Source organism: Pseudomonas sp. 14A (assembly GCF_018132745.1).
GTDB classification, from domain to species: Bacteria; Pseudomonadota; Gammaproteobacteria; order Pseudomonadales; family Pseudomonadaceae; genus Aquipseudomonas; species Aquipseudomonas mercuritolerans.
In genome coordinates, this window is sequence record NZ_JAGRQJ010000015.1 from 664,602 (window position 1) to 684,962 (window position 20,361).

The 20,361-nt window shown below is 60.9% G+C and carries 13 protein-coding genes; 8 read left to right on the forward strand and 5 right to left on the reverse strand.

From position 1 onward, the window contains the following. The first annotated feature begins 135 nt into the window (after positions 1-135). From PS14A_RS19830 to PS14A_RS19840, 3 genes are read left to right on the forward strand one after another with little or no spacing between them, the layout of a single operon-like run. Positions 136-2,037: an ATP-binding protein gene (locus PS14A_RS19830; RefSeq protein WP_056790048.1), complete on the forward strand. Its 1,902-nt coding sequence runs from the start codon at positions 136-138 to the stop codon at positions 2,035-2,037. Next, positions 2,034-3,359 carry a sigma-54 dependent transcriptional regulator gene (locus tag PS14A_RS19835; protein ID WP_024014166.1) on the forward strand — a complete coding sequence of 442 codons (1,326 nt, stop codon included), beginning with the start codon at positions 2,034-2,036 and terminating at the stop codon, positions 3,357-3,359. Before PS14A_RS19830 ends, PS14A_RS19835 begins: the two co-directional genes overlap by 4 nt. 8 nt (positions 3,360-3,367) lie before the next feature. Continuing rightward, positions 3,368-3,697, forward strand: a complete 330-nt coding sequence (locus PS14A_RS19840; protein ID WP_172828174.1) for a GlpM family protein — start codon at positions 3,368-3,370, stop codon at positions 3,695-3,697. A 258-nt stretch (positions 3,698-3,955) separates the two neighbouring features. On the opposite strand, the gene PS14A_RS19845 is transcribed toward PS14A_RS19840, so the two are convergent. Further along, positions 3,956-4,990, reverse strand: a complete 1,035-nt coding sequence (locus PS14A_RS19845) for an alpha/beta hydrolase (RefSeq protein WP_212617035.1) — start codon at positions 4,988-4,990, stop codon at positions 3,956-3,958. 215 nt (positions 4,991-5,205) lie between these two features. Here PS14A_RS19845 and PS14A_RS19850 point away from each other — a divergent pair, with 215 nt between their 5' ends. Together PS14A_RS19850 and metR are read left to right on the forward strand one after the other, a co-directional pair. Next, on the forward strand, positions 5,206-10,746 hold the full coding sequence (locus PS14A_RS19850; RefSeq protein WP_212617036.1) for a DUF6543 domain-containing protein: 5,541 nt from the start codon (positions 5,206-5,208) through the stop codon (positions 10,744-10,746). Positions 10,747-10,900: 154 nt separating this feature from the next. Then, entirely contained in the window at positions 10,901-11,818 is a 918-nt protein-coding gene (gene metR, locus PS14A_RS19855) for a transcriptional regulator MetR (RefSeq protein ID WP_130909512.1), read from the forward strand. Positions 11,819-11,946: 128 nt separating this feature from the next. On the opposite strand, the gene PS14A_RS19860 is transcribed toward metR, so the two are convergent. The 3 genes from PS14A_RS19860 to PS14A_RS19870 form a co-directional block, all read right to left on the reverse strand. Next, on the reverse strand, positions 11,947-12,444 hold the full coding sequence (locus PS14A_RS19860; RefSeq protein ID WP_212617037.1) for a GNAT family N-acetyltransferase: 498 nt from the start codon (positions 12,442-12,444) through the stop codon (positions 11,947-11,949). A 99-nt stretch (positions 12,445-12,543) separates the two neighbouring features. Then, complete coding sequence (locus PS14A_RS19865; RefSeq protein ID WP_212617038.1) at positions 12,544-12,978, reverse strand: NUDIX domain-containing protein; 435 nt, start codon at positions 12,976-12,978, stop codon at positions 12,544-12,546. Between the two features lie 57 nt (positions 12,979-13,035). Next, a complete protein-coding gene (locus tag PS14A_RS19870; protein ID WP_212617039.1) occupies positions 13,036-14,400 on the reverse strand; it encodes an HD domain-containing phosphohydrolase in 1,365 nt (454 codons plus the stop codon). Between the two features lie 286 nt (positions 14,401-14,686). On the opposite strand from PS14A_RS19870, the gene PS14A_RS19875 reads away from it, so the two are divergent. The 3 genes from PS14A_RS19875 to PS14A_RS19885 are packed head-to-tail and all read left to right on the forward strand — an operon-like array spanning position 14,687 to position 18,848. After that, positions 14,687-15,637 carry a cytochrome c peroxidase gene (locus PS14A_RS19875; RefSeq protein ID WP_241669503.1) on the forward strand — a complete coding sequence of 317 codons (951 nt, stop codon included), beginning with the start codon at positions 14,687-14,689 and terminating at the stop codon, positions 15,635-15,637. Beyond that, positions 15,634-17,448, forward strand: coding sequence for a DAHL domain-containing protein (locus tag PS14A_RS19880; RefSeq protein WP_212617040.1), 1,815 nt, complete (start codon positions 15,634-15,636; stop codon positions 17,446-17,448). Before PS14A_RS19875 ends, PS14A_RS19880 begins: the two co-directional genes overlap by 4 nt. Next, on the forward strand, positions 17,445-18,848 hold the full coding sequence (locus PS14A_RS19885) for an ATP-binding protein (RefSeq protein WP_212617041.1): 1,404 nt from the start codon (positions 17,445-17,447) through the stop codon (positions 18,846-18,848). Before PS14A_RS19880 ends, PS14A_RS19885 begins: the two co-directional genes overlap by 4 nt. Positions 18,849-18,855: 7 nt before the next feature. On the opposite strand, the gene PS14A_RS19890 is transcribed toward PS14A_RS19885, so the two are convergent. Further along, positions 18,856-20,181, reverse strand: a complete 1,326-nt coding sequence (locus PS14A_RS19890) for an APC family permease (protein ID WP_212617042.1) — start codon at positions 20,179-20,181, stop codon at positions 18,856-18,858. Between the last annotated feature and the right edge of the window lie 180 nt (positions 20,182-20,361).

The window sequence follows — 20,361 nt, forward strand, 5'->3', positions numbered from 1 at the left end:
CCGTTAAATCCGGTTTGACCATGAAATGCCGGGGCCGCTTCGCAGCCCAACGGGGATAAATCCCCTCGCCACAGGGTTCACCTCAAACCAATGGTGATGCACAACAAGTGTTGTGGTTGACCCAAGGCATCTGTGATGAAATGCGACCCCACTCTTTATCGCGCTGCAGAGCCATCACTTGCCGTGAAGCCCCGTCTGATCCGTCATCTGTTCCTGCCGCCGCTGATCATCGCCTTGATGGTCGGACTGGGTTTTATCGGCTTCTGGACCAGTGAACACTTCGGCATCCGCAGCCTCGGCGAGAACGGCCAGCGCCAGCTGGAACTGCACGCCCGCGCGGTCGAAAGCGAGATCAGCAAATACACCTACCTGCCCAGTCTGCTGGAACTCGAAACCAGTGTGCCGCAGTTACTGGCCGACCCGACGCCGGAACACCGGCAGACGGTCAACGATTACCTCGAAGGCCTGAACCGCCGCAGCCGCAGCCGGGCCATCTACGTGATGGACACCACCGGCCGGGTCATGGCCACCAGCAACTGGCGCGATGTCGACAGTTATCTCGGTGAAGACTTGTCCTTCCGCGCCTATTTCAAGGACGCCGTGCGCGGCCAGCCCGGGCGCTTCTATGGCATTGGCAGCACCAACGGCGAACCCGGTTACTACCTCGCCCATGGCCTCGAAGAGCACGGCAAGATCATCGGTGTCGCGGTGGTCAAGGTGCGTCTGGAAGCCATGGAAGAACGCTGGCAGCGGGCGCGTCTGGAGGCGTTCGTCAGCGACGAGAACGGCATCATCATTCTGTCCAGCGACCCGGCCAGACGGTTGAAATCGGTGATTCCGCTGAGCGACGAGGTCAAGGAAAAACTCGCCCGCAGCCTGCAGTACTACTGGTTCCCGCTCAACGAACTGCAACCGCTGGCCCGCGAGACACTGGCCGAAGGCGTGGAGAAACTGACTTTCCCGGCCAACAGCGAATTGCAGCCCGACGAAGACGACATCAGCTATCTGGCGCAAACCCGACTGCTGAGTGACACGCCGTGGAATTTCACCCTGCTGACGCCGTTGCAGGACCTGCGCCGCGAAGCGATCAACCAAGGCATTCTGGTGGCCGTTGCGTTTGCCCTGTTCGCCTTCCTGCTGATTGCCTGGAACGAGCGGCGCAAAGTCCTCGCCACCCGCCTCGCCGCCCGCGAAGCGTTGCAGGAAGCGAACAGCCAACTCGAACGTCGGATTACCGAACGCACCGCCGATCTGCGCGCCAGCAACGAACGCCTGAAGAGTCAGATCCGCGAGCGCCGCCAGGCCGAAGAGACGTTGCGCCGCGCCCAGGATGAACTGGTGCAGGCCGGCAAACTTGCGGCCATCGGCCAGATGTCGACCAGCATTGCCCATGAACTGAACCAGCCGCTGGCGGCGATGCGCACGCTGTCGGGCAACACCGTGCGCTTTCTCGAGCGCGGCCAGCTCGACGTCGCCAGCACCAACCTCAAAACCATCAACGACCTGATCGACCGCATGGGCCGGATCACCGCCAGCCTGCGTTCGTTTGCCCGGCGCGGCGACAACAAGGGTCAGGCCAGTCTGGGCAAAGCCGTCGACGCCGCGTTGCAAGTGCTCGGCGCGCGCGTGGAAAACACCGCGCTGCAGATTCACCGGCAGTTTGCCGATGTGCAGCTGCTGATCGATCAGACCCGCCTCGAACAGATCCTCGTCAACCTGATCGGCAACGCCCTCGACGCCATGCACGCGCAACCGCAGCCGCAACTGTGGCTGGAGGGTGAGGAATTCAACGGCAAGTATCGCTTGCGGGTGCGTGATAACGGCCACGGCATCGACGCCGAAGCGCGCAAGCATTTGTTCGAACCGTTCTTCACCACCAAACCCGGCGAGCAAGGCCTGGGACTGGGCCTGACCCTGTCCGCCAGCCTCGCCGCCGCCACCGGCGGGCACCTGGGTGTTGAACACCCGGCCGGCGGTGGCACCACTTTCGTCCTCAGTTTACCGTTGGTAAGCCCTCTTTCTGCCGAGCCAATATGAACCCCGAACTCAGTGTGCTGATTGTCGAAGACGACCCCCATGTGCTGCTCGGCTGCCAACAGGCGTTGACCCTCGAGGACATTCCCTGCATCGGCGTCGGCAGTGCCGAAGAGGCGCTGGCGCAGGTCGGCGACAACTTTGCCGGCATCGTCATCAGCGACATCCGCCTGCCGGGCATCGATGGCCTGGAATTGCTCACCCGCCTCAAGCAGCGTGATCGCAGCCTGCCGGTGGTGCTGATCACCGGCCATGGCGACATTTCCATGGCCGTCGGCGCGATGCAGAAAGGCGCTTACGATTTCATGGAAAAACCGTTTTCGCCGGAGCGTCTGGTAGACGTCGCGCGACGGGCGCTGGAGCAACGCAGCCTCGCCCGCGAAGTTTCCTCGTTGCGTCGACAACTGGCTGAACGCGACTCCCTTGAAGGGCGGATCATCGGCCGTTCACCAGCGATGCAGAACCTGCGCGAACTGATTGCCAACGTCGCCGACACTTCGGCCAACGTCTTGATCGAAGGCGAGACCGGCACCGGCAAGGAACTGGTCGCCCGTTGCCTGCACGATTTCAGTCGCCGTCACAGCAAGCAGTTCGTTGCGCTGAACTGCGGCGGCCTGCCGGAAAACCTCTTTGAAAGCGAGATCTTCGGCCACGAAGCCAATGCCTTCACCGGCGCCGGCAAACGCCGGATCGGCAAGATCGAGCACGCCGACGGCGGCACGCTGTTCCTCGACGAAGTGGAAAGCATGCCGCTGCCGTTGCAGATCAAGTTGCTGCGCGTGCTGCAGGAGCGCACCCTCGAACGCCTCGGCTCAAACCAGAGCGTGGCGGTGGATTGCCGGGTGATCGCGGCAACCAAATCCGACCTCGATGAGTCGAGCAAGGCCGGCGAGTTTCGCAGCGACTTGTACTACCGCCTCAACGTCGTGACCCTGGAATTGCCACCGCTGCGCGAACGCCGCGAAGACATCCTGCAACTGTTCGAACACTTCACCCAGCAGTCGGCGCTGCGCTTTGATCGCGCACTACCCGAGCTGGACAACCAGACCCTGTCGAACCTGATGAGCCACGACTGGCCGGGCAACGTGCGCGAACTGCGCAACGTCGCCGAACGCTTCGCCCTCGGCCTGCCGGCCTTCAAGAAGTCCGGCGCCAGCGCTGGTCAAGGCCTGGCATTTGCCGAAGCGGTGGAAGCCTTCGAACGCAATCTGCTGGTCGACGCCTTGCAACGCAGCGGCGGCAACCTGACCCAGGCCAGCCAGGAACTGGGCATGGCCAAGACCACGCTGTTCGACAAAGTCAAAAAATACGGGCTGAGCCACTGATGGATCTGATTCTCAAAGCCGCGATCGGCGCCGCAGTGGTGCTGATTCTCGCGGCACTGTCGAAGACCAGGAACTATTACATCGCCGGCCTGGTGCCGCTGTTCCCGACCTTTGCCCTGATCGCGCACTACATCGTCGGCAAGGGCCGTTCGGTCGACGATCTGAAGACCACGATCGTGTTTGGGATGTGGTCGATCATTCCCTACTTCGTGTATCTGGCGACGCTGTACGTGATGGTCGACCGCATGCGCCTGGAAGCATCGCTGGCCGTGGCGGCGGTGGCCTGGTTGATGGCGGCGACCGTGTTGGTAACGGTCTGGGTGCGTTTGCACAGCTAAGATCAAAAGCCCCTCACCCCAGACCTCTCCCCGAGGGAGAGGGAGCCGACCGAGGTGTCCTGCGAGGTACATCGACGTGCGACACCGAGTCGACTATGGATCGGATGAAAAACCGAGTCGGTTATGGTGGTGTCAACGTGAACGCATTCACCGAATTCATAATCGACTCGGTCATTCAGATCGGCGTAGAGCACAAGACACCTCGGTCAGTCCCCTCTCCCTCTGGGAGAGGGTTAGGGTGAGGGGACTCTTTCTGGCTCACAGCAGATTCCTGCCCACCACCGGCTCGATCTGTGCCCAGTGCGAAGTATCCTCACGATGCGCTTGCAGATAAGGCAGCACCGCCGCCAGCAACGGTTCCTTGAACGCCTCCTGAAAGCGATGCGCCAGCCCCGGAATCAGCTTCAACTGACTGCCCTGAATGTGCGCCGCCAGATGTACGCCGTGCATCACCGGCAGCAGCGGATCAGCCGTGCCATGCACCACCAGCGTGGGCACACGCAATTGATTGAGCAAAGCCACGCGACTGGGTTCAGCAAGAATCGCCATGATCTGACGTTTGACGCCGTCGGGGTTGAACGCGCGGTCGTAGGACGCCGCCGCCTGTTGCAGCAACGCTTGGCGATCATCAGTCACCGTCGGGCTGCCGAGTGCCGCGAGCAGATCGGCCTGCTGCTCCAGCGCCACTTGACGGTTCGGCGCGCCCCGGCGTGAGAGCAACTGCACCAGCGCCGCACTCGGCGCTGGCAGGCCTTCAGCGCCGGAAGTGGTCATGATCAGCGTCAGGCTTTCCACCCGCTGCGGCGCCATCGCCGCCATGTGCTGGGCGATCATTCCACCCATGCTCGCGCCGAGCACGTGGAATTGCTCGACCTTCAACGCCGTCATCAAACCCAGCGCATCGTCGGCCATGTCGGTCAGGCTGTACGGGGCCGAGACCGGCAAACCGAGCTTGTAGCGCAGCACTTCGAAGGTCAGATTGGCCTCGATGGGCGCCTGCCGCCAGGTCGAGAGGCCGACGTCGCGGTTGTCATAGCGGATCACCCGGAAACCCTGCTGACACAGCGCGACTACCACCTCATCCGGCCAATGAATCAACTGGCCCCCCAGGCCCATGACCAGCAACAGCGCCGGGTCTGATGCACGACCGATGCTCTGATAGGCAAGGCTGACCGCAGGCAGATCGGCGTGCTCGGTCGGCACGTTCACATCGCAGCGCCCGGCTGCCAACGAGCCGGCCCCGAACACAAGCGCGGCCAACGCGGCCGCGACTGAAATAAATCTCTTGAACATGAAAAACACCAAAACGCAGCACCCCAGTAGAGCGCGAGTCTGATGAAGTTCGTGCGAGCGCGCTGCCACACTTGCATGACAGTTTGATGAAGAGTGCCGAGCGGTCATGCAGGCGCTGCAAACAATATCCCTGTACCGCCATGCTCCGGCGCAAATTCTTTTGAATGACTTGAACAGGAGCGGATGCCCCGCTCCCCCCTTGCGAGTCATCCACCATGCTCGAACCCCTTACCCTGGATTTGCCGCCAGCGCCCCCGGAGTCGTTCGCTACCTCCCTGGCGCTGCCTGAGTCCATCGACGAAAGTCTTTTGTTACGGGCCAATCAGCACTGGCGCGACAGCAGCAGTGGCCTGCGTGAACTGTTTGCGAGCAGCCCCGCGCTGCGCGATACGATCAACGCTTCGCTGCGACAACACCTGCAACTGGACGGCGAAAAAACCGGATTCGGCTTCATTGCCACCCAAACCCAGCCGGAGCATTTTGTCAGTCTTACCGACGCCTGCGCTTTTGTCGTACAACATCCGGCGCTGGAAACCTCGTTGGACCAGCACTGCCACGTTATCGGCCTGAAGCCTGATCACCCGCTGTACACCCTGAAGCCGCTGCAACTGCTGGCCAAACTCAAGCCGCTCGACCCGCAGAGCGCCCACGCCACCCGCTGGGCCGAGTTCTGGGAAGCACGTGCGCCCGGCACCCCGGTTTCGCGACGCACACGCGCCACCGAGCTATACCGATCACATTTCGAAGCGAGCGCTGACGCCGCTTACGCCAGTAAAGTCATCAACGCCGAACAGCGCGACCTGCTGCAGCAAATCGTTGATTCAGGTTCCACCCCAGCGATGTTCAAAGGGCAGTCCGTTCACCTGGAAAAACCGGCACTGGTGCTGAGCAATCACAGCAAAGTCAAACTGCCGGGGGCTTGGGTGATCAGCACGGGGGACCGGGCAACGGCGCGAGCGCTGCTCTACCTGCCCTGCCGCCCCGCGTGCATTCAGGCGTTCGACAATCGAGTGGATCTGCAGACGTGGCTCGCCGGTCAGGTACAGATCCCTGGCGGCCTGCCACGCCAGATCCAGCGCTTCGATTACAGCGCAGCGACAGATCCGATGATCACCGGCGCCAGCGATCTGTTCGCCGACCGGCAGCAGGCGCAGATGAATGCCTTGCGCAACACCAACCGGGGCAAACCCGGGTTGCGCGAACACGCTGCGCAAGCGCTGTTGCATGTCGATCTGATTGACCATCAGCGCAGCACAGCGATCATCGTTGCAACACCGGCCAAAGCGCTCACTGCGCAAGAACCCATCGCAAGTGACGCCCCTCCGTTGTTCGGCAGCCTGTCCGCAGGCATTCCGCTGGCCCTGAGACACGCCTCGCTCAACCGCGAGCGCGATGCACTTGAACACTTGCTGTCCAACGACCCGGACGGCACACGCTTGCAACAATGCCAGGACGCCCTGAAAGCGCTGGAAAGTGCCGAGCAAGCCTGCGAAAAGGTCAGCACCTTGTTGTTCGACAACGCCCCCGTCTGCGACACGGCGTTCGCTGCGATTTGTCAGGCTCACAAGGATGGCTTGTACGCCGAGGCGAAGCTGCAAGTGCTACTCGGGCAAATCGACAGCGCCGAACACGACCTGCTCAAAGCCGTTCTGGACAAGCCTGTGGCCAGTGCACGCGATGCAGACTGGATCGCCGCCAGCCTGACACTTTCGCTGAGCGAAACCCGCGACACGATCACTACGGTGCAGCGCGAAACGCTCAAGGGTGTACTGGTATTCACTCGGCAAGCTGCGCTGGCGGACCGCGCCTCCAACACGAGTCTGCTGTTGTATTGCCCAGGCAGCGGCGGTGGTCTGCGACGCTTTCCCGATCGCCGTACCTTGGCACTCGATTTTTTCAAGATCAGCGAGCAGGACAGCGAATCGGCCTTGCAACTCGACGCCATCGCCTCGGACCCGCTGCGTCATTGCCTCAACGCACTGATCGTCGATTGCGAGACGCGGACCGCCACCCTGCGCGATCAGTCCGGGCATGCCGATGCACTGGAAATTCTCCGCCAGGATTGCACAGCCGCTCTGCAAGTGCCGGTCAGCGCCGCCAGGAGTCTGATGTTCGCGCACGAGCAAGAGCAGCAGCGCAGCGGTGTTCTGGCCACTCATCTGCCGAGCTGGCTGGTGCGTTTGCAGAAAAGCGAGCGGGCTGCGCTCAAAGAGCGCATCAAGGCGTATATCGAGGCGATGCGCAAAAGCCACGCGCTGATGACACTGGCACTGGAACCGCGCGACGACTTCACCCGTAAACATCTGTACGCGCGCCTGCGCAAGGACTTTGCCACCGAGGGCTATTTTTCCGTGCAGGTCGAATTGCCCGATTCCACCAAAACCGAAACCGTAGTGGAAGCCACCCCCACCGGCCCGCGGCGTAAAACGGTGATCGTGCCCGGCGCCACGCGCAGCACGATGTCACTGGAAGACCTCGCCCAGTTGAACATCGACAACGTTCAGTCAGTGCTCAATGACTCACTGTCGCAACGCCTGATTTTCATGCGGGTGAAGGTCAGTGCCGCGCGCCAACAGGATCGCAACCGTCTGCTCAACGGCATCAACCTGAGCTATCTGCGTAAAGTCCTGCCGGAGCTGGACCTGCCCAAGGCCTATGAGCGCAGGATCCTCGAAGCCTTTAATGGCGCGCCCGGCGAAGCGCTGTTCGTCAGACAGCATCGGCGCGAAGGCCTGATCGAACCCTGGCGCCTGCTGCTGAAGATCCAGAGTGAAAATGCGCGTGCACAGAAACACCTCGACCGCAATGAGGCTGAGGTGGTGAACATCGCAATCGATGCCGATACCGCTGAAGCCTGGCGCGCTCAAGGCAAGCGCATCGTTCTGCTGCCGGTCGCGCTTAAAACTGGCGGCAAAGACACCCCGCGCGAAGGTCCAGTGACCTTGTCCGGCGTGACCTTCATTGAAGAGCAGATCAGCGGCACTACACTGCTCTACCTGCCGGACAGTCCGGATCAACAATTTTTCCGCCGTTACGACAGTCTCGAATCAGCGCGCAAAGGGCTGTTCACACTGTGCGCAAGTGACCGCTGGATCGAATACCTGGCGGGCAAGGCCTTGCAGGGCAATATTCGCGCGCATGTCAGCCGCATCGGTCAGGCGCATGAAAAAAACTTCGACGCCATTATCGAAGTCGGCGCACGCTGGCCGGCAAGCACTTCGCTGGCCGCGCACCTGCTCGATGCGCACATGGGTCGCTTGCTCGAAGCCCATCGCGGCAGCTCGCGCTCCAACGATGCGCTGTTCTTCGAACGCTATGCACTCAAAGGCCCACGGGCGTTCAACTACATAAAAATGGCGATTGGCATGGTCCCCTTTGTCGGCACCGTCCTCGCGCTTTACGATGCGTGGAACGCAGCCAATCAGGCCGTGGCAGCGTTTTTGCGCGGCGACGTGGCAGACGGGCTGGCGGAGCTCGAGTCAATGTTTCTCTCATTGATCGACGCGCTCATGGATCTGCTTCCGGGCGAAGCGGTGGCCTCGACTCTTGCGCGGTCCACCCGCGCCCTGACACGTGCGCGCCAGTTGCATGCGCTGCTGGGCAACGTTTCGGCCTTGCACGGTAAAACCCAGCGGCGAGCCCGGCATGTACTCGCCCGCTTTCAGGATTACGACTACGAACTACCGCTGTCCCTGGCCGGGATCGAGCCAGCCAGCCACGGGTTGTACCGTGGCGTTTACCGGCATGCCGACGGCGATTTCATCCAGCGTCAGGGGCGCATCTACCAGGTGGAGCTGGGCACGGGCTCACGCAACTGGCGCCTGGTCGGCAATTCGCGCAAGTCTTACAAGCAACCGGTCGCCCTGGATGAAACCGGCCAGTGGGACACTTGGTACGGCGTCTATGGAACCGCCGCTGAGGGTGGCTTGCGTGGCGGCGGAAACGTCGCCGGACATCTGGCCGATGCGCTGGACGCTTATTGGCCTCCGGTGATTCGCCAGCGCTTGCCGCGCTGGTGGGCAGAGCGTACGTTTCGCCGGCATCAGCAGTTGGAACTGGAGACGGAACGCCTGGGATACGTTATCGATAGCGGGGTCGAGGCGCGCAAGAGGGCGATACTGGCTTTCCAGGACGCCAGCCCCGCCGACCAGCGCGCCTTGTTGCCGGCAGCCGAAACCGCATGTCTGGAAGAAATCCGCCTGTGCGCTCAACGCTATCAGGGGTTGGCGGAGTTGAGGCCGCTCACCAGCGGCAATAAACAAGCGGCCGTCAACCGCGTACAAAGCTCCCTCGCCGTACGCCTGACCTCGCGATATGCCATGCGCGCCGGCCAAGTGTCAGCAGGCACAATCATGGTGCTGGAAGACATCCGGCGGCTGACACGCATGCACAGTGCTCTGCCGCCGAGCGCACGGTCACAGCGATTGGCCTTGCGTGCCCGGATTCGCGATCTGGAACTCGGTTACGTAAAAAAATTCGAGGAACTGGAAAGCACGAGATTCCAGCTCAATCAGTGGTACGAGCGCATCACCTTGAGATCCGACAAGGTCGGCCAGATCGAAACTGTCAATCTGGTCAATCGTCAGTTCAGCGATACCCGTCTGCTCTTTCACAAAACCTACATGCGCCTGGAGCTGGTCAAGAACTACGGCTATGACAATGACGTTTCCTGGATGTACTTCAACGAGCAAACGGACGGACTCTGGACACAGGCCAGACAGGCGGTGACCACCCAGTACGACCTGCCGAATCTGCAAACCACTGCGCAGAATCGCAGCCGCATGCTGACGCAATGTCTGGATGCCTATATCCGCTTCCGCCGACACATCACAGTCTGGATGACGGCCTACCCTGAGCACTTTCACCGGGATGCCATCGAACCGCTGCTCGACGGCCTGGAGCAGATGGCCGAACGTGCCCGCCGAGGCGTAATTGATCCACCGGCTCCGAGAACTCCCGGCCAGCCTGCCCAGCGGGTCTTCACCACTGAGGACGGCAACCTGCTGTACGGCACGGAAAAATTTGACTCGAGGTCGCAACGTCGGGTTTATGAACGCCGCCTCAGGGATGGCGAAGTGCAACTCTGGGAACAGGGTCCAGACGGCCGTTCGCGGCAGATCAGCCCTCAGGCTCCAGCCCCCCAGGCGCCGTCCGTAAGTCTCGCCGCGCTGGTCAATGACGCCGGACAGCGCCTGGACAGCATCCCGGCCTACCGGGCGACCGTGCAGAGCAATGCCGAGCGCGGCATGCTGCCGGTCGATCTGCAACACATGATGGACACCCAGGCCGCTGAGCTGAACACCCGAGCCGAGCGTATCGCCGCCAGTTCTGCGCAGCATCCGCTCATCCAGCGCTTGCGCGATGCAGCCGCCGAGCTGACCGTTGCCGGACGCACCCTGCGCACCGAACGCTCACTCACCAGCCAGAAGCCCACCGATGGCATGCTCGATGACCTGATCGGGCAAGGCGCCGTTGCAATACGCAGAACGCAACCGATCAGATTGCTCGGCCGGCGTGGCGGCCACCCGGACTATATGCAGGAGTACGAGATCTGGAACATTACGACCGAACCCCAGCAGTTGCTGTGGTACGCGCACTTTCACTACCGCAACGCGACGCCGGTGTTCAACCGCTTCGAAACCGCGCATTTGAAATTGCCGCAGCACCGCTTCCTGACCCATGCCGATGATGCGACGTTGCCTTACGCGAAAATCGGCAGTAAATCGCTGGTCCTTGGGCATTTCGAGCGGGTCTGACTACTGGCGCCCGACCTTGCTCTCAGCCAGCGAATGGCAGGGAGCAAGGACGAATTGTTCTGCCCTCAAAGTGCGATGGTCGACAACCGGATGACCATGAGACAAACTCAACAGATCCTCGCTGATCACAAGTTTTGTTCATGGAGCCCCGCCGGTGCTTGAAATCCGTCACCTGAAAACCCTGCATGCCCTGCGCGAAGCCGACAGTCTGGTCGATGCCGCTGACCGCCTGCATCTGACGCAGTCAGCCTTGTCGCACCAATTCAAGGAACTGGAAGAACGCATGGGCATGCAGTTGTTCGTGCGCAAGACCAAACCGGTGCGCTTCACCAGTGCCGGTTTGCGCCTGTTGCAACTGGCCGATGCCACCCTGCCGCTGCTGCGCGCGGCTGAAAGGGACATCGCTCGTCTGGCCGGTGGTACCGCCGGTCGTTTGCACATGGCCATCGAATGCCACAGCTGCTTTCAGTGGCTGATGCCGACCATCGACCAGTTCCGCGATGCCTGGCCGGAGGTCGAGCTGGACCTGGCCTCGGGCTTCGCGTTCGCGCCGCTGCCGGCACTGGCCCGGGGCGATCTCGATCTGGTGGTGACCTCCGATCCGCTGGAGATTGCCGGTATCACTTACGTGCCGCTGTTCACCTACGAAGCCATGCTCGCGGTGGCCAACCAGCATGCGCTGGCGAGCAAGCCGTACATCGTTCCCGAAGACCTGCTGACGGAAACATTGATCACCTACCCGGTCGAGCGCGATCGTCTGGACATCTTCACCCGCTTCCTCGAACCGGCCGACATCGAACCGGCGCAGGTGCGCACTTCCGAGCTGACAGTGATGATGATGCAACTGGTCGCCAGCGGCCGTGGTGTCTGCGGCATGCCGCATTGGGCGCTGCACGAATACAGCTCGCGCGGCTATGTGAAGGGCAAACGGTTGGGTGAAAAGGGCTTGTTCGCGACGCTGTACGCGGCGATTCGCACCGACATGCTCGATGCGCCGTACATGCGCGATTTCCTGCTGACCGCCAAGGACACCTCGTTTTCGACCCTCGATGGCGTCAGCGCCGTACGCTGATTCTCCAGATCAAGAGATCTCCCTGTGGGAGCGAGCCTGCTCGCGAATCGCCGTGTCAGTCGCCGAACATGTTTGCTGATAAAGCGCTTTCGCGAGCAGGCTCGCTCCCACAAGGATTTCGTGGTGGATCAGAGCTGGCGCCACATGTGGATCTTGTCGAAGTAGTCTTCGCCCACCCGCACCGCCAGCGGTTCGAGGCCGTACTGAATGAAGCCGCAACGCTGATACAACTGAAAAGCCGCGTCGTTGCCGGCGGTGACGGTGAGCTGCAGCAGTTTCAGCGCCGGATGTTTTTGCGCTTCGGCCAGAGCCGCCTTGACCAGATCAAAGCCCAGCCCTTTGCGACGAAAATCCGCCGAGACATACATGCCGAACAGCGTGGCTTTGTGGCGCGCCTTCTCGCGCGGCTCGAAGGCCAGGCCGACAATCCCTGCCAAAGTGCCGTCGTCGAACGCGCCCAGAACCACATCGAGCTTGCTGGTCAGGCGCGCTTCCCACCAGCTCAACGGCATCACCGCGCGTTCGCGCACGCTGGAAGTGAAGGCCTGCGGATGCCGGTCATAGGCTTCCAGCATCAGTTCGCGGTAAGCCAGGGCATGGCTGGCATCCAGCCGTTCGATCCACACCTCAGGCGGTCCGCCGTTGTTCGAGCATCAGCAATGCGGCGGCGGCAAAGATCAGAAGGTCTTGCAACGGGATCATGGCAACGTCCTTTGCGGGAATGATCAGGCGAGTGCCGTCAGTGAACGGCGATAAAACGGCAGGATGTGTTCGCGTGTCAATGGCGCCAGCTCGAGCGCCGGATCAATGGCCGGATCGACCCAGATGACTTCCTCGATTTCCGCCGCCGGACAGACGTCAGTGTCGATGGTCAGTTGAAAGATTTCCGCATGCACGATGTAGCCCGGCTCGTTGGCGGCAGGGGCGGAGAAGCTGTTGAGGAAAATCGCCTGCGCCGGGTCGATCTGCAGGCCCAATTCTTCTTCGAGTTCTCGGGCCAGGGCGTGGATCGGCAGCTCATGGGCCTCGATCTTGCCGCCCGGTTGCATGAACGCCGTGGTGCCGCGCTTGCGCACCAGCAGGGTCTGGCCTTGCGGGTTGAGCAGCAGCGCAGCGGCGATATGGAGAGTGCGGGGCGCAGCGTGAGAAGTCAGCGGCATGAGCGAGGAAAATCCCTGAGGCAAAAACCCAAGGATCCCATGCCCGCCCCCCTGCCGTCATGCCCGTTCGCCCTGCACCTGGAGCGCGGCCTCTGGCTCCTCGGGCTCTTTGACGAAGACCCGGTACTTGCCGCCTTCCATGGCTTCGAAGGCAATCAGTTTTTCGATCAGCGGGCCGCTCAGCACCTTGCCAGTGTTGAGCAGGAGCATGCCGTTATCAGCATTGAGATTGCGCGCCAGCAGCATGCCGGCGGCCAGTTCGCGGGTGCTCAACACTTTGACCTGCGGATCAATCAGGGCGATATCGTTGAGGAACGTCACACACACCTCGATAAACGCCTCGACCAGCTCCGGATCGTACAGCCGGCCACTGTACTGGCGCAGGTACAGCAGCGCTTCGTCGTTATTCATCTGGCGCTCGAGAATCAACCCGCGTTGCAGTTCGACGAAATCCACCGCCAGCTTCAGCAGCCGCGAGCCAAACGGGATCGCATCGCCCTTGAGCCGGTCGGGAAAGCCATTGCCATCCCAGTGTTCCTGATGATGCAGGATCAACCGGGCGGCATCTTTCATCGGGTCAAGGGTCATCAACAGCGATTCGCTCTGCTTCGGATAGCCGCGATAACGCTCGCGCTCTGCGGAATGCAGCAGATCCGACGGCGTGACCATCATCGAGTCCGGCCAGCTCAGTTTGCCGATGTTGTAGAGCGCGGCGGCCATGGTCAGGTCACGACTGGACGCTTCATCCAGGCCATGGACCTTGCTGTAGCCGCGCACCAGTTCGATGATTTGCCGGTTGGTCTGCTTGGAGGGCGGCAAGCGCAGGTTCGCCAGCAGCGAGAACACCTCTGTGCCGGTGACATAGCTGTGTTTGAGTTCTTCGTACGCCAGATCGAGCATGTCAGCGGTCTGCTGCAACTCGGCGGTCCGCGCCGCGACGTGTTTTTCCAGCGCGCTGTTGAGCTGTTTCAGTTGCGCGTTCTGCGCGCGGGCAAGCCGCTCCAGGCGCTGGCGTTCGCGTTCCGAATGCTGATGCTCCAGCGCCTGACGCAGAATCAGCAGCAGCTCTTCGTCGTTCCACGGTTTGCTGATGTAACGATGGATCTGCCCGTCGTTGATCGCCTTGATGATGGCGCTCGGGTCGGCGTAACCGGTGAGCATGATCCGCAGGGTGCCCGGAAAACGTTCGCGCACCTGGGCCAGCAGCGTCGCGCCGTCCATACCGGGCATGCGCGCATCGCTTATCACCAGATCCACCGGTTGCTGCGCCAGCAGTTCCAGCGCCTGGGCACCGCTGGTGGCCAGCAGAACGTCATAGGGTTGGCTGCGCAGCAGGCGGCGCAGGCTGTTGAGAATCGATTCCTCGTCGTCGACCAGCAGCACTCTGGAGCGCTGACTGGACGGTGTGGATTGTTCTTCCATGGGATGGCCTCAAGTGCAACAGTGAACATGAACGATGCGGCGCTGTGCCCCCGCACCGATCCGCATCTGCCATGAAGGCTAGATGATTTTGCCGATTGCCCACACTAAACTTCTGCCGTGCTGCGCAGGCAAGCTGACGAACGGCCGACTACTCTCAATACGATGAGCGGTCATGGCCGCCGACGAACCCGAGGATGAGGGAAAGGGATGCTCTCGACGAAAACTGCGTACGAAAACCCGGGCAGCGCGGCATGAACACAGCCTTGTGCGGTAGCGCCCCGTGAATCTGCCAACAGCTTTTCTGCGCCTGGTCCTGACGCTGCTGCTGTGCGGCGGCGCTATCGCCGAACCGCTGAACGAGCCGCTCAAACCACTGCCAGAGTTGCCCCGCCAGGATGCCGGGCGCGTGGCTCTGGGGCGGCAACTGTTCCATGACCCCAGGTTATCGGTAAATAACACCCTGTCCTGCGCCAGTTGCCATCAACTGGACAGGAATGGTGCCGACAACCGCGCGCTGTCTCTGGGGTTCGACGGCAAGCCGGTGGCGATCAATACGCCCACGGTGCTCAACGCCAGCCTGAACTTTCGCCAGTTTTGGGACGGCCGCGTCGAGACGCTCGAAGAGCAGAGCGATGTGGTCGTCACCAGCCCTCATGAAATGGGCAGCGACTGGGACACGGTCCTCAAACGCATCGGCGAGGACCCCGACTACCGTCGCAGCTTCTCCGCGATCTACCCGGACGGTCTCACCAAGGTCAATGTTCAGCGGGCGCTCGCAGCCTTCGAGCGCACCTTGTTGACCCCCGGTTCCCGGTTCGATCAGTACCTGCTGGGCGATACCGCCATCCTCAGCTACGAAGAAAAACAGGGCTACCAACGGTTCAAGGAGTACGGCTGCATTGCCTGTCATCAAGGGGTGAACATTGGCGGCAACATGTTCCAGAAATTCGGTGTGTTCGGCGACTACATTGCCGATCGCGGCCAGGCGACAAAGGCCGACCTGGGGCGCTTCAATGTTACCGGCGACGAAGCCGATCGTGCGGTGTTCAAGGTTCCCAGCCTGCGCAACGTCGCACTGACCGCGCCGTATTTCCACGACGGCTCGGCGGCGACCCTCGAACAGGCGGTGGACATCATGTTCCAGTATCAACTGGGGCGCATGCCGGGCAACGAAGACAAAACCCTGATCATTCAGTTTCTCAAGACCCTGACCGGCCAGTGGGAAGGCAAGCCATGATGAACATTTCGCGGCGCCGCAGCCTGCTGCTCTTGTCGTTGATCGCATTCGCGCTGGCTTCGGTGCTGCTGTTTCTGTACTTCAAGTCCAGCTCTGACCAGACGATGACATACACCGAATCGCGGGACCTCATCCGGCAGATCAAACAGCAGGATTCGCTATGGGAAAACGAGATCCTCAAGGCCAGGGTGGCGATCTCGCACAACTACGACCCGCTGGTATCGCCAATGAACGCGATGAATCAGCTCTGGGAGCGTTTTACCGACATCGAATCGGGGCATGGGCGCAACGAAGCGGCGCAATGGCACCAGGCGCATGTCGATTTTCTGCAGGCGATGAAAGAGAAATCCCGACTGGTCGAGCAGTTCAAATCGCACAATGCCTTGCTGCGCAATTCGCTGGCGTTCCTGCCAACCGCCGAGGATGACATTCAGCAGCAACTGGCCAACCTGCCCGACTTCGACAAATCGCAGTTGCAGAACATCACCACCGACACCTACGACCTGCTGCTCAGTGCACTGGAATTTGCCCAGGTCACCAGCGCCGAGCGCGCCGCCGAAATCGAGGTGGGGCTGAACAAACTCGCGGTCAATGCACAACGGCTGCCGGAAGAATTCCAGGCACCGATCAGGATTCTGAGCAATCACATAGCCCTGATTGCCCGTGAACAACCGCAGGTCAATCAATTGCTCGAAAGCATCGAAGCGATCCCCGTCGCCGAACGCCTGGACACCATGACCACCCTGCTTGACCGCGATCAGCAGCGGGCCGACAGGATCGACCGCCAATACCATTTCTACATGCTGCTGTTTTCCGTATTGCTGGTGCTGTCGCTGGTGGGCCTGACGATCCGCCTGATCGGCAGTTTCGCCGAAATCAACCGGGTCAATGCGGCGCTGCAGACCGCCAACGATGTGCTGGAACAGCGGGTCGATGAGCGCACCCGCGAACTGAAAAACGCACAGAGCGAACTGCTCGATGCCGCACGTCAGGCCGGCATGGCGGAAATCGCCACCAACGTTCTGCATAACGTCGGCAACGTGCTCAACAGCGTGAATATTTCTTCCGATCTGATTGCGCGAAAATTGCGCAGCAGCAAGACCCAGGGTCTGGCCAAGGCGATGCAGTTGATCAACGAGCACCCGGACGACCTCGGCGTATTTTTGCGCGAAGACGCCAAAGGAAAATTGCTCCCCGCCTACCTCAACCAACTGGTCACTGCCATAGCTCAGGAACAACAGGAAATGGCCGATGAGCTGATGCAAATGAGCAAAAGCGTCGACCACATCAAGGACATCGTCGCCACCCAGCAATCCTATGCCGGCGCCAGCAGCATGACCGAGCCGCTGTTCATCGATGAATTGCTCGAAGACGCCTTGCGCATGAACGCCGGTGCCCTGACCCGCCATCACGTCACGGTGGTCAGGGACTATGGCGACGTGCCGCAAGTGATGGGCGACAAACACCGCCTGCTGCTGATCCTGATCAACCTCATCAGCAACGCGAAGTACGCAATGTCCGACCTCAACAACCGCCCGCGGACCATGACTCTGGCAGTGAAAACTGTCGATGACAGCATTTTGCAGATCAGCGTCAAGGACGATGGCGAGGGCATCGCAGCGGAAAATATGGCACGGATCTTTGCCCACGGATTCACCACCCGCAAGGAAGGCCACGGCTTCGGCCTGCACAGTTGCGCCCTGGCCGCGATCGAGATGAACGGCCATCTCAGCGCCCACAGCGACGGACCGGGCAAGGGCGCGCTGTTCACCCTGCAGTTACCGCTGATTACCGTAACGGAGCACGCATGAGCGAATTGTCGAACCGCCGCATTCTGCTGATCGACGATATGCCGTCGATTCATGAAGACTTTCGCAAGATTCTCACGCCGGTCACGGCGCAATCGGTTGAGCTGGACGAAATGGAGGCCGCACTGTTCGGGGCGCAGGTTCGTCCCCAGCGCCCATTGCTGGAACTGGATTCGGCCTACGGTGGCGAGGAAGGGCTGGGCAAGCTGATCCAGGCTTTGCAGGAACAACGTCCGTACGCACTGGCCTTTGTCGACATGCGCATGCCCGACGGCTGGGACGGCGCAAAAACCATCGAACACCTCTGGCAGCACGACCCGCAATTGCAGGTCGTGGTCTGCACCGCGTATTCGGACTATTCCTGGGATGAATTGCTGGACCGATTGCAGGCGCACGACCGCTTGCTGATCCTGAAAAAGCCGTTCGACAATATTGAAGTGCAGCAGATGGCCAATACCCTGCTGACCAAATGGCAGATGACCGAAAGGGCCTCGTTGCAAATGCATCATCTGGAACATCTGGTGGATCAGCGCACCCTGGAATTCAAGCAGGCCAGCGAAGCCCTGCAACGGGAAATCGACGAGCGCAAGCAACTGGAAAGCCAATTGGTGCAGTCTGAAAAGCTCGCGTCACTGGGACAGATGGCTGCGGGCGTCGCGCACGAAATCAACAACCCGATCGGTTTCATTTCCTCCAATCTTGGTTCTCTCGACGGCTATTTCAAACAGTTGCTGGCCCTGCTCGAGGCGTATCAGAGCTATCTGCCTGGGCTCGACAGCGAAGCGGCAGCCAGATTGCAGCGCCTGCGTGAAGAGACCGAGCTGGATTTTCTCCTCGAAGACATTCCGCTGTTGATTCGCGAGTCCAAGGAAGGCATCGGCCGGGTCGGTCAGATCGTCAAAGACCTGAAGGATTTTTCCCGCGTCGATAACAGTCAGCAATGGCAGTGGGCCAATTTACAGCAAGGCATCGAGTCGACTTTGAACATCGTTGCCAGCGAGCTCAAGTACAAAGCCGACGTGATCAGGGAGTACCAGCCGTTACCGGACATCGAGTGCCTGCCGTCGCAAATCAATCAAGTGATCATGAACCTGGTGGTCAATGCCGCACAGGCCATGGGGCCCGAGCGTGGCACCATCACCTTGCGCACCGGTGTGCAGCAAGACATCGCCTGGGTTGAGGTCGCCGACACTGGCTCGGGCATTGCCCCGGACACCTTGCAGAAAATCTTCGACCCGTTTTTCACCACCAAACCGGTCGGCCAGGGCACCGGCCTCGGCCTGTCGCTGTCCTACGGCATCGTGAAAAAACATGGCGGAGACATTCGGGTCCACAGCGAACCGGGCGTGGGCACGACGTTCCGTGTCGAACTGCCCATGCGCCAGAACAGCCCGGCCGCTTGAGACACCTTCAGCCGGCTTCCTGAAAATCCAGTTCCGGCGGCTGACGGCGGAAACCGCTGGTGAGCACGGCGAGGTAAACCACGCCAATCGCCAACCAGCTCAGCCCCAGCCACACCGCCAGATGATCGAGACTGACCATCAGCCACAGGTCGGCCACCAGACCGATCAGCGGGCAGAGCAAAAACAGCAGCAGCTCGCGCAGGCCTTTTTTCTCGCCGCCGATCCAGTAATGGAAGATCACCGACAGGTTGACCAGGCTGAACGCGAGAAACGCGCCGAAGTTGATGAATGAGGTCGAGGTGGTCACATCGAGTTTCAGCGCCAGCAACGCCACCGCCGCGCACAGCAGAATGCTGTTGACCGGGGTGCCGAAGCGCGCATGCAACGTACCGAAAAAAGACTTGGGCAAGACGCCGTCGCGGCCCATGGCGAACAGCAGTCGCGAACCACTTGCCTGGGCCGACAGCCCCGAGGCGAACTGGCCGACAATCAGGCCGATCAGGAAGATCGAGACGAACAGGTCGCCACCGATATTGCGCGCGATTTCATAGGCAGCCGAGTCGACGCTGTCGAACTGGAACGATGGATGAGCGATCTGCACGAAGTATGAAACGCCAACGAAGATCAGGCCGCCAATCAAGGTGATCAGCATGATCGCCCGGGGAATGGTGCGGCGTGGATCGCGGGTCTCTTCGGTCAGGGTGCTGACCGCGTCGAAGCCAAGGAATGAATAACAGGCAATCGCCGCGCCGCTCATGATCAGCGGCATCTGCATGTCGCCGTTGAAGAACGGTTTGATCGACCACAGCGGCGTGCTCGCATCGCGGCCGATGTAGTGCACGCACAGCGCCACGAAGGCGATCAATACGAGAAACTGCACCAGCATCAGCAAAGCGTTGATGCCATTGGCCAGTTTCAGCCCGACGATGTTGATCGCACTGGTGATGCCGATGAACGCCAGCACCCAGATCCATTGCGGGATCGACGGAAATGCCGAAGCCAGATAAGCGGCGCCGATCAGCCAGATCGCCATCGGCAGGAACAGGTAATCGAGCAACACCGCCCAGCCGGCAATGAAACCGAGTTTCGGACTGATCGCCTTGCGCACGTAGCTGTATGCCGAGCCGGCCACCGGGAAAGCGGCAGCCATGCGCCCGTAACTCATGGCGGTGAAGAACATCGCCACCAGCGCCGCCAGATAGGCCGCCGGGACCATGCCGGCGGTGGACTGGGCGAGGATGCCAAAGGTGCCGAGGACAATGATCGGCGTCATGTAGGCGATGCCGAACAGCACCACCGACCCTAGCGAAAGGGTGCGTTGCAAACGAGCCATGGGCGACTTACTCCGAATGTTATTGGATTTATGGCAGAGCCGGGTTCGGCGAAAATTTCGGGTGTGGCTGATTATTTTTGTTCGACTGAAGATCGTTACCCCTCACCCCAGCCCTCTCCCCCAAAGGGGGCGAGGGGGAAAAGGAGCCGATCTATGTGGACTTCAATATCTGAGTTCGAC

Coding starts and splice junctions, on each gene's coding strand:
- PS14A_RS19830 (WP_056790048.1), top strand. CDS start 136: ATGAAATGCGACCCCACTCTTTATCGCGCTGCAGAGCCATCACTTGCC.
- PS14A_RS19835 (WP_024014166.1), top strand. CDS start 2,034: ATGAACCCCGAACTCAGTGTGCTGATTGTCGAAGACGACCCCCATGTG.
- PS14A_RS19845 (WP_212617035.1), bottom strand. CDS start 4,990: ATGTTCAAGAGATTTATTTCAGTCGCGGCCGCGTTGGCCGCGCTTGTG.
- PS14A_RS19850 (WP_212617036.1), top strand. CDS start 5,206: ATGCTCGAACCCCTTACCCTGGATTTGCCGCCAGCGCCCCCGGAGTCG.
- PS14A_RS19865 (WP_212617038.1), bottom strand. CDS start 12,978: ATGCCGCTGACTTCTCACGCTGCGCCCCGCACTCTCCATATCGCCGCT.
- PS14A_RS19870 (WP_212617039.1), bottom strand. CDS start 14,400: ATGGAAGAACAATCCACACCGTCCAGTCAGCGCTCCAGAGTGCTGCTG.
- PS14A_RS19880 (WP_212617040.1), top strand. CDS start 15,634: ATGATGAACATTTCGCGGCGCCGCAGCCTGCTGCTCTTGTCGTTGATC.
- PS14A_RS19885 (WP_212617041.1), top strand. CDS start 17,445: ATGAGCGAATTGTCGAACCGCCGCATTCTGCTGATCGACGATATGCCG.
- PS14A_RS19890 (WP_212617042.1), bottom strand. CDS start 20,181: ATGGCTCGTTTGCAACGCACCCTTTCGCTAGGGTCGGTGGTGCTGTTC.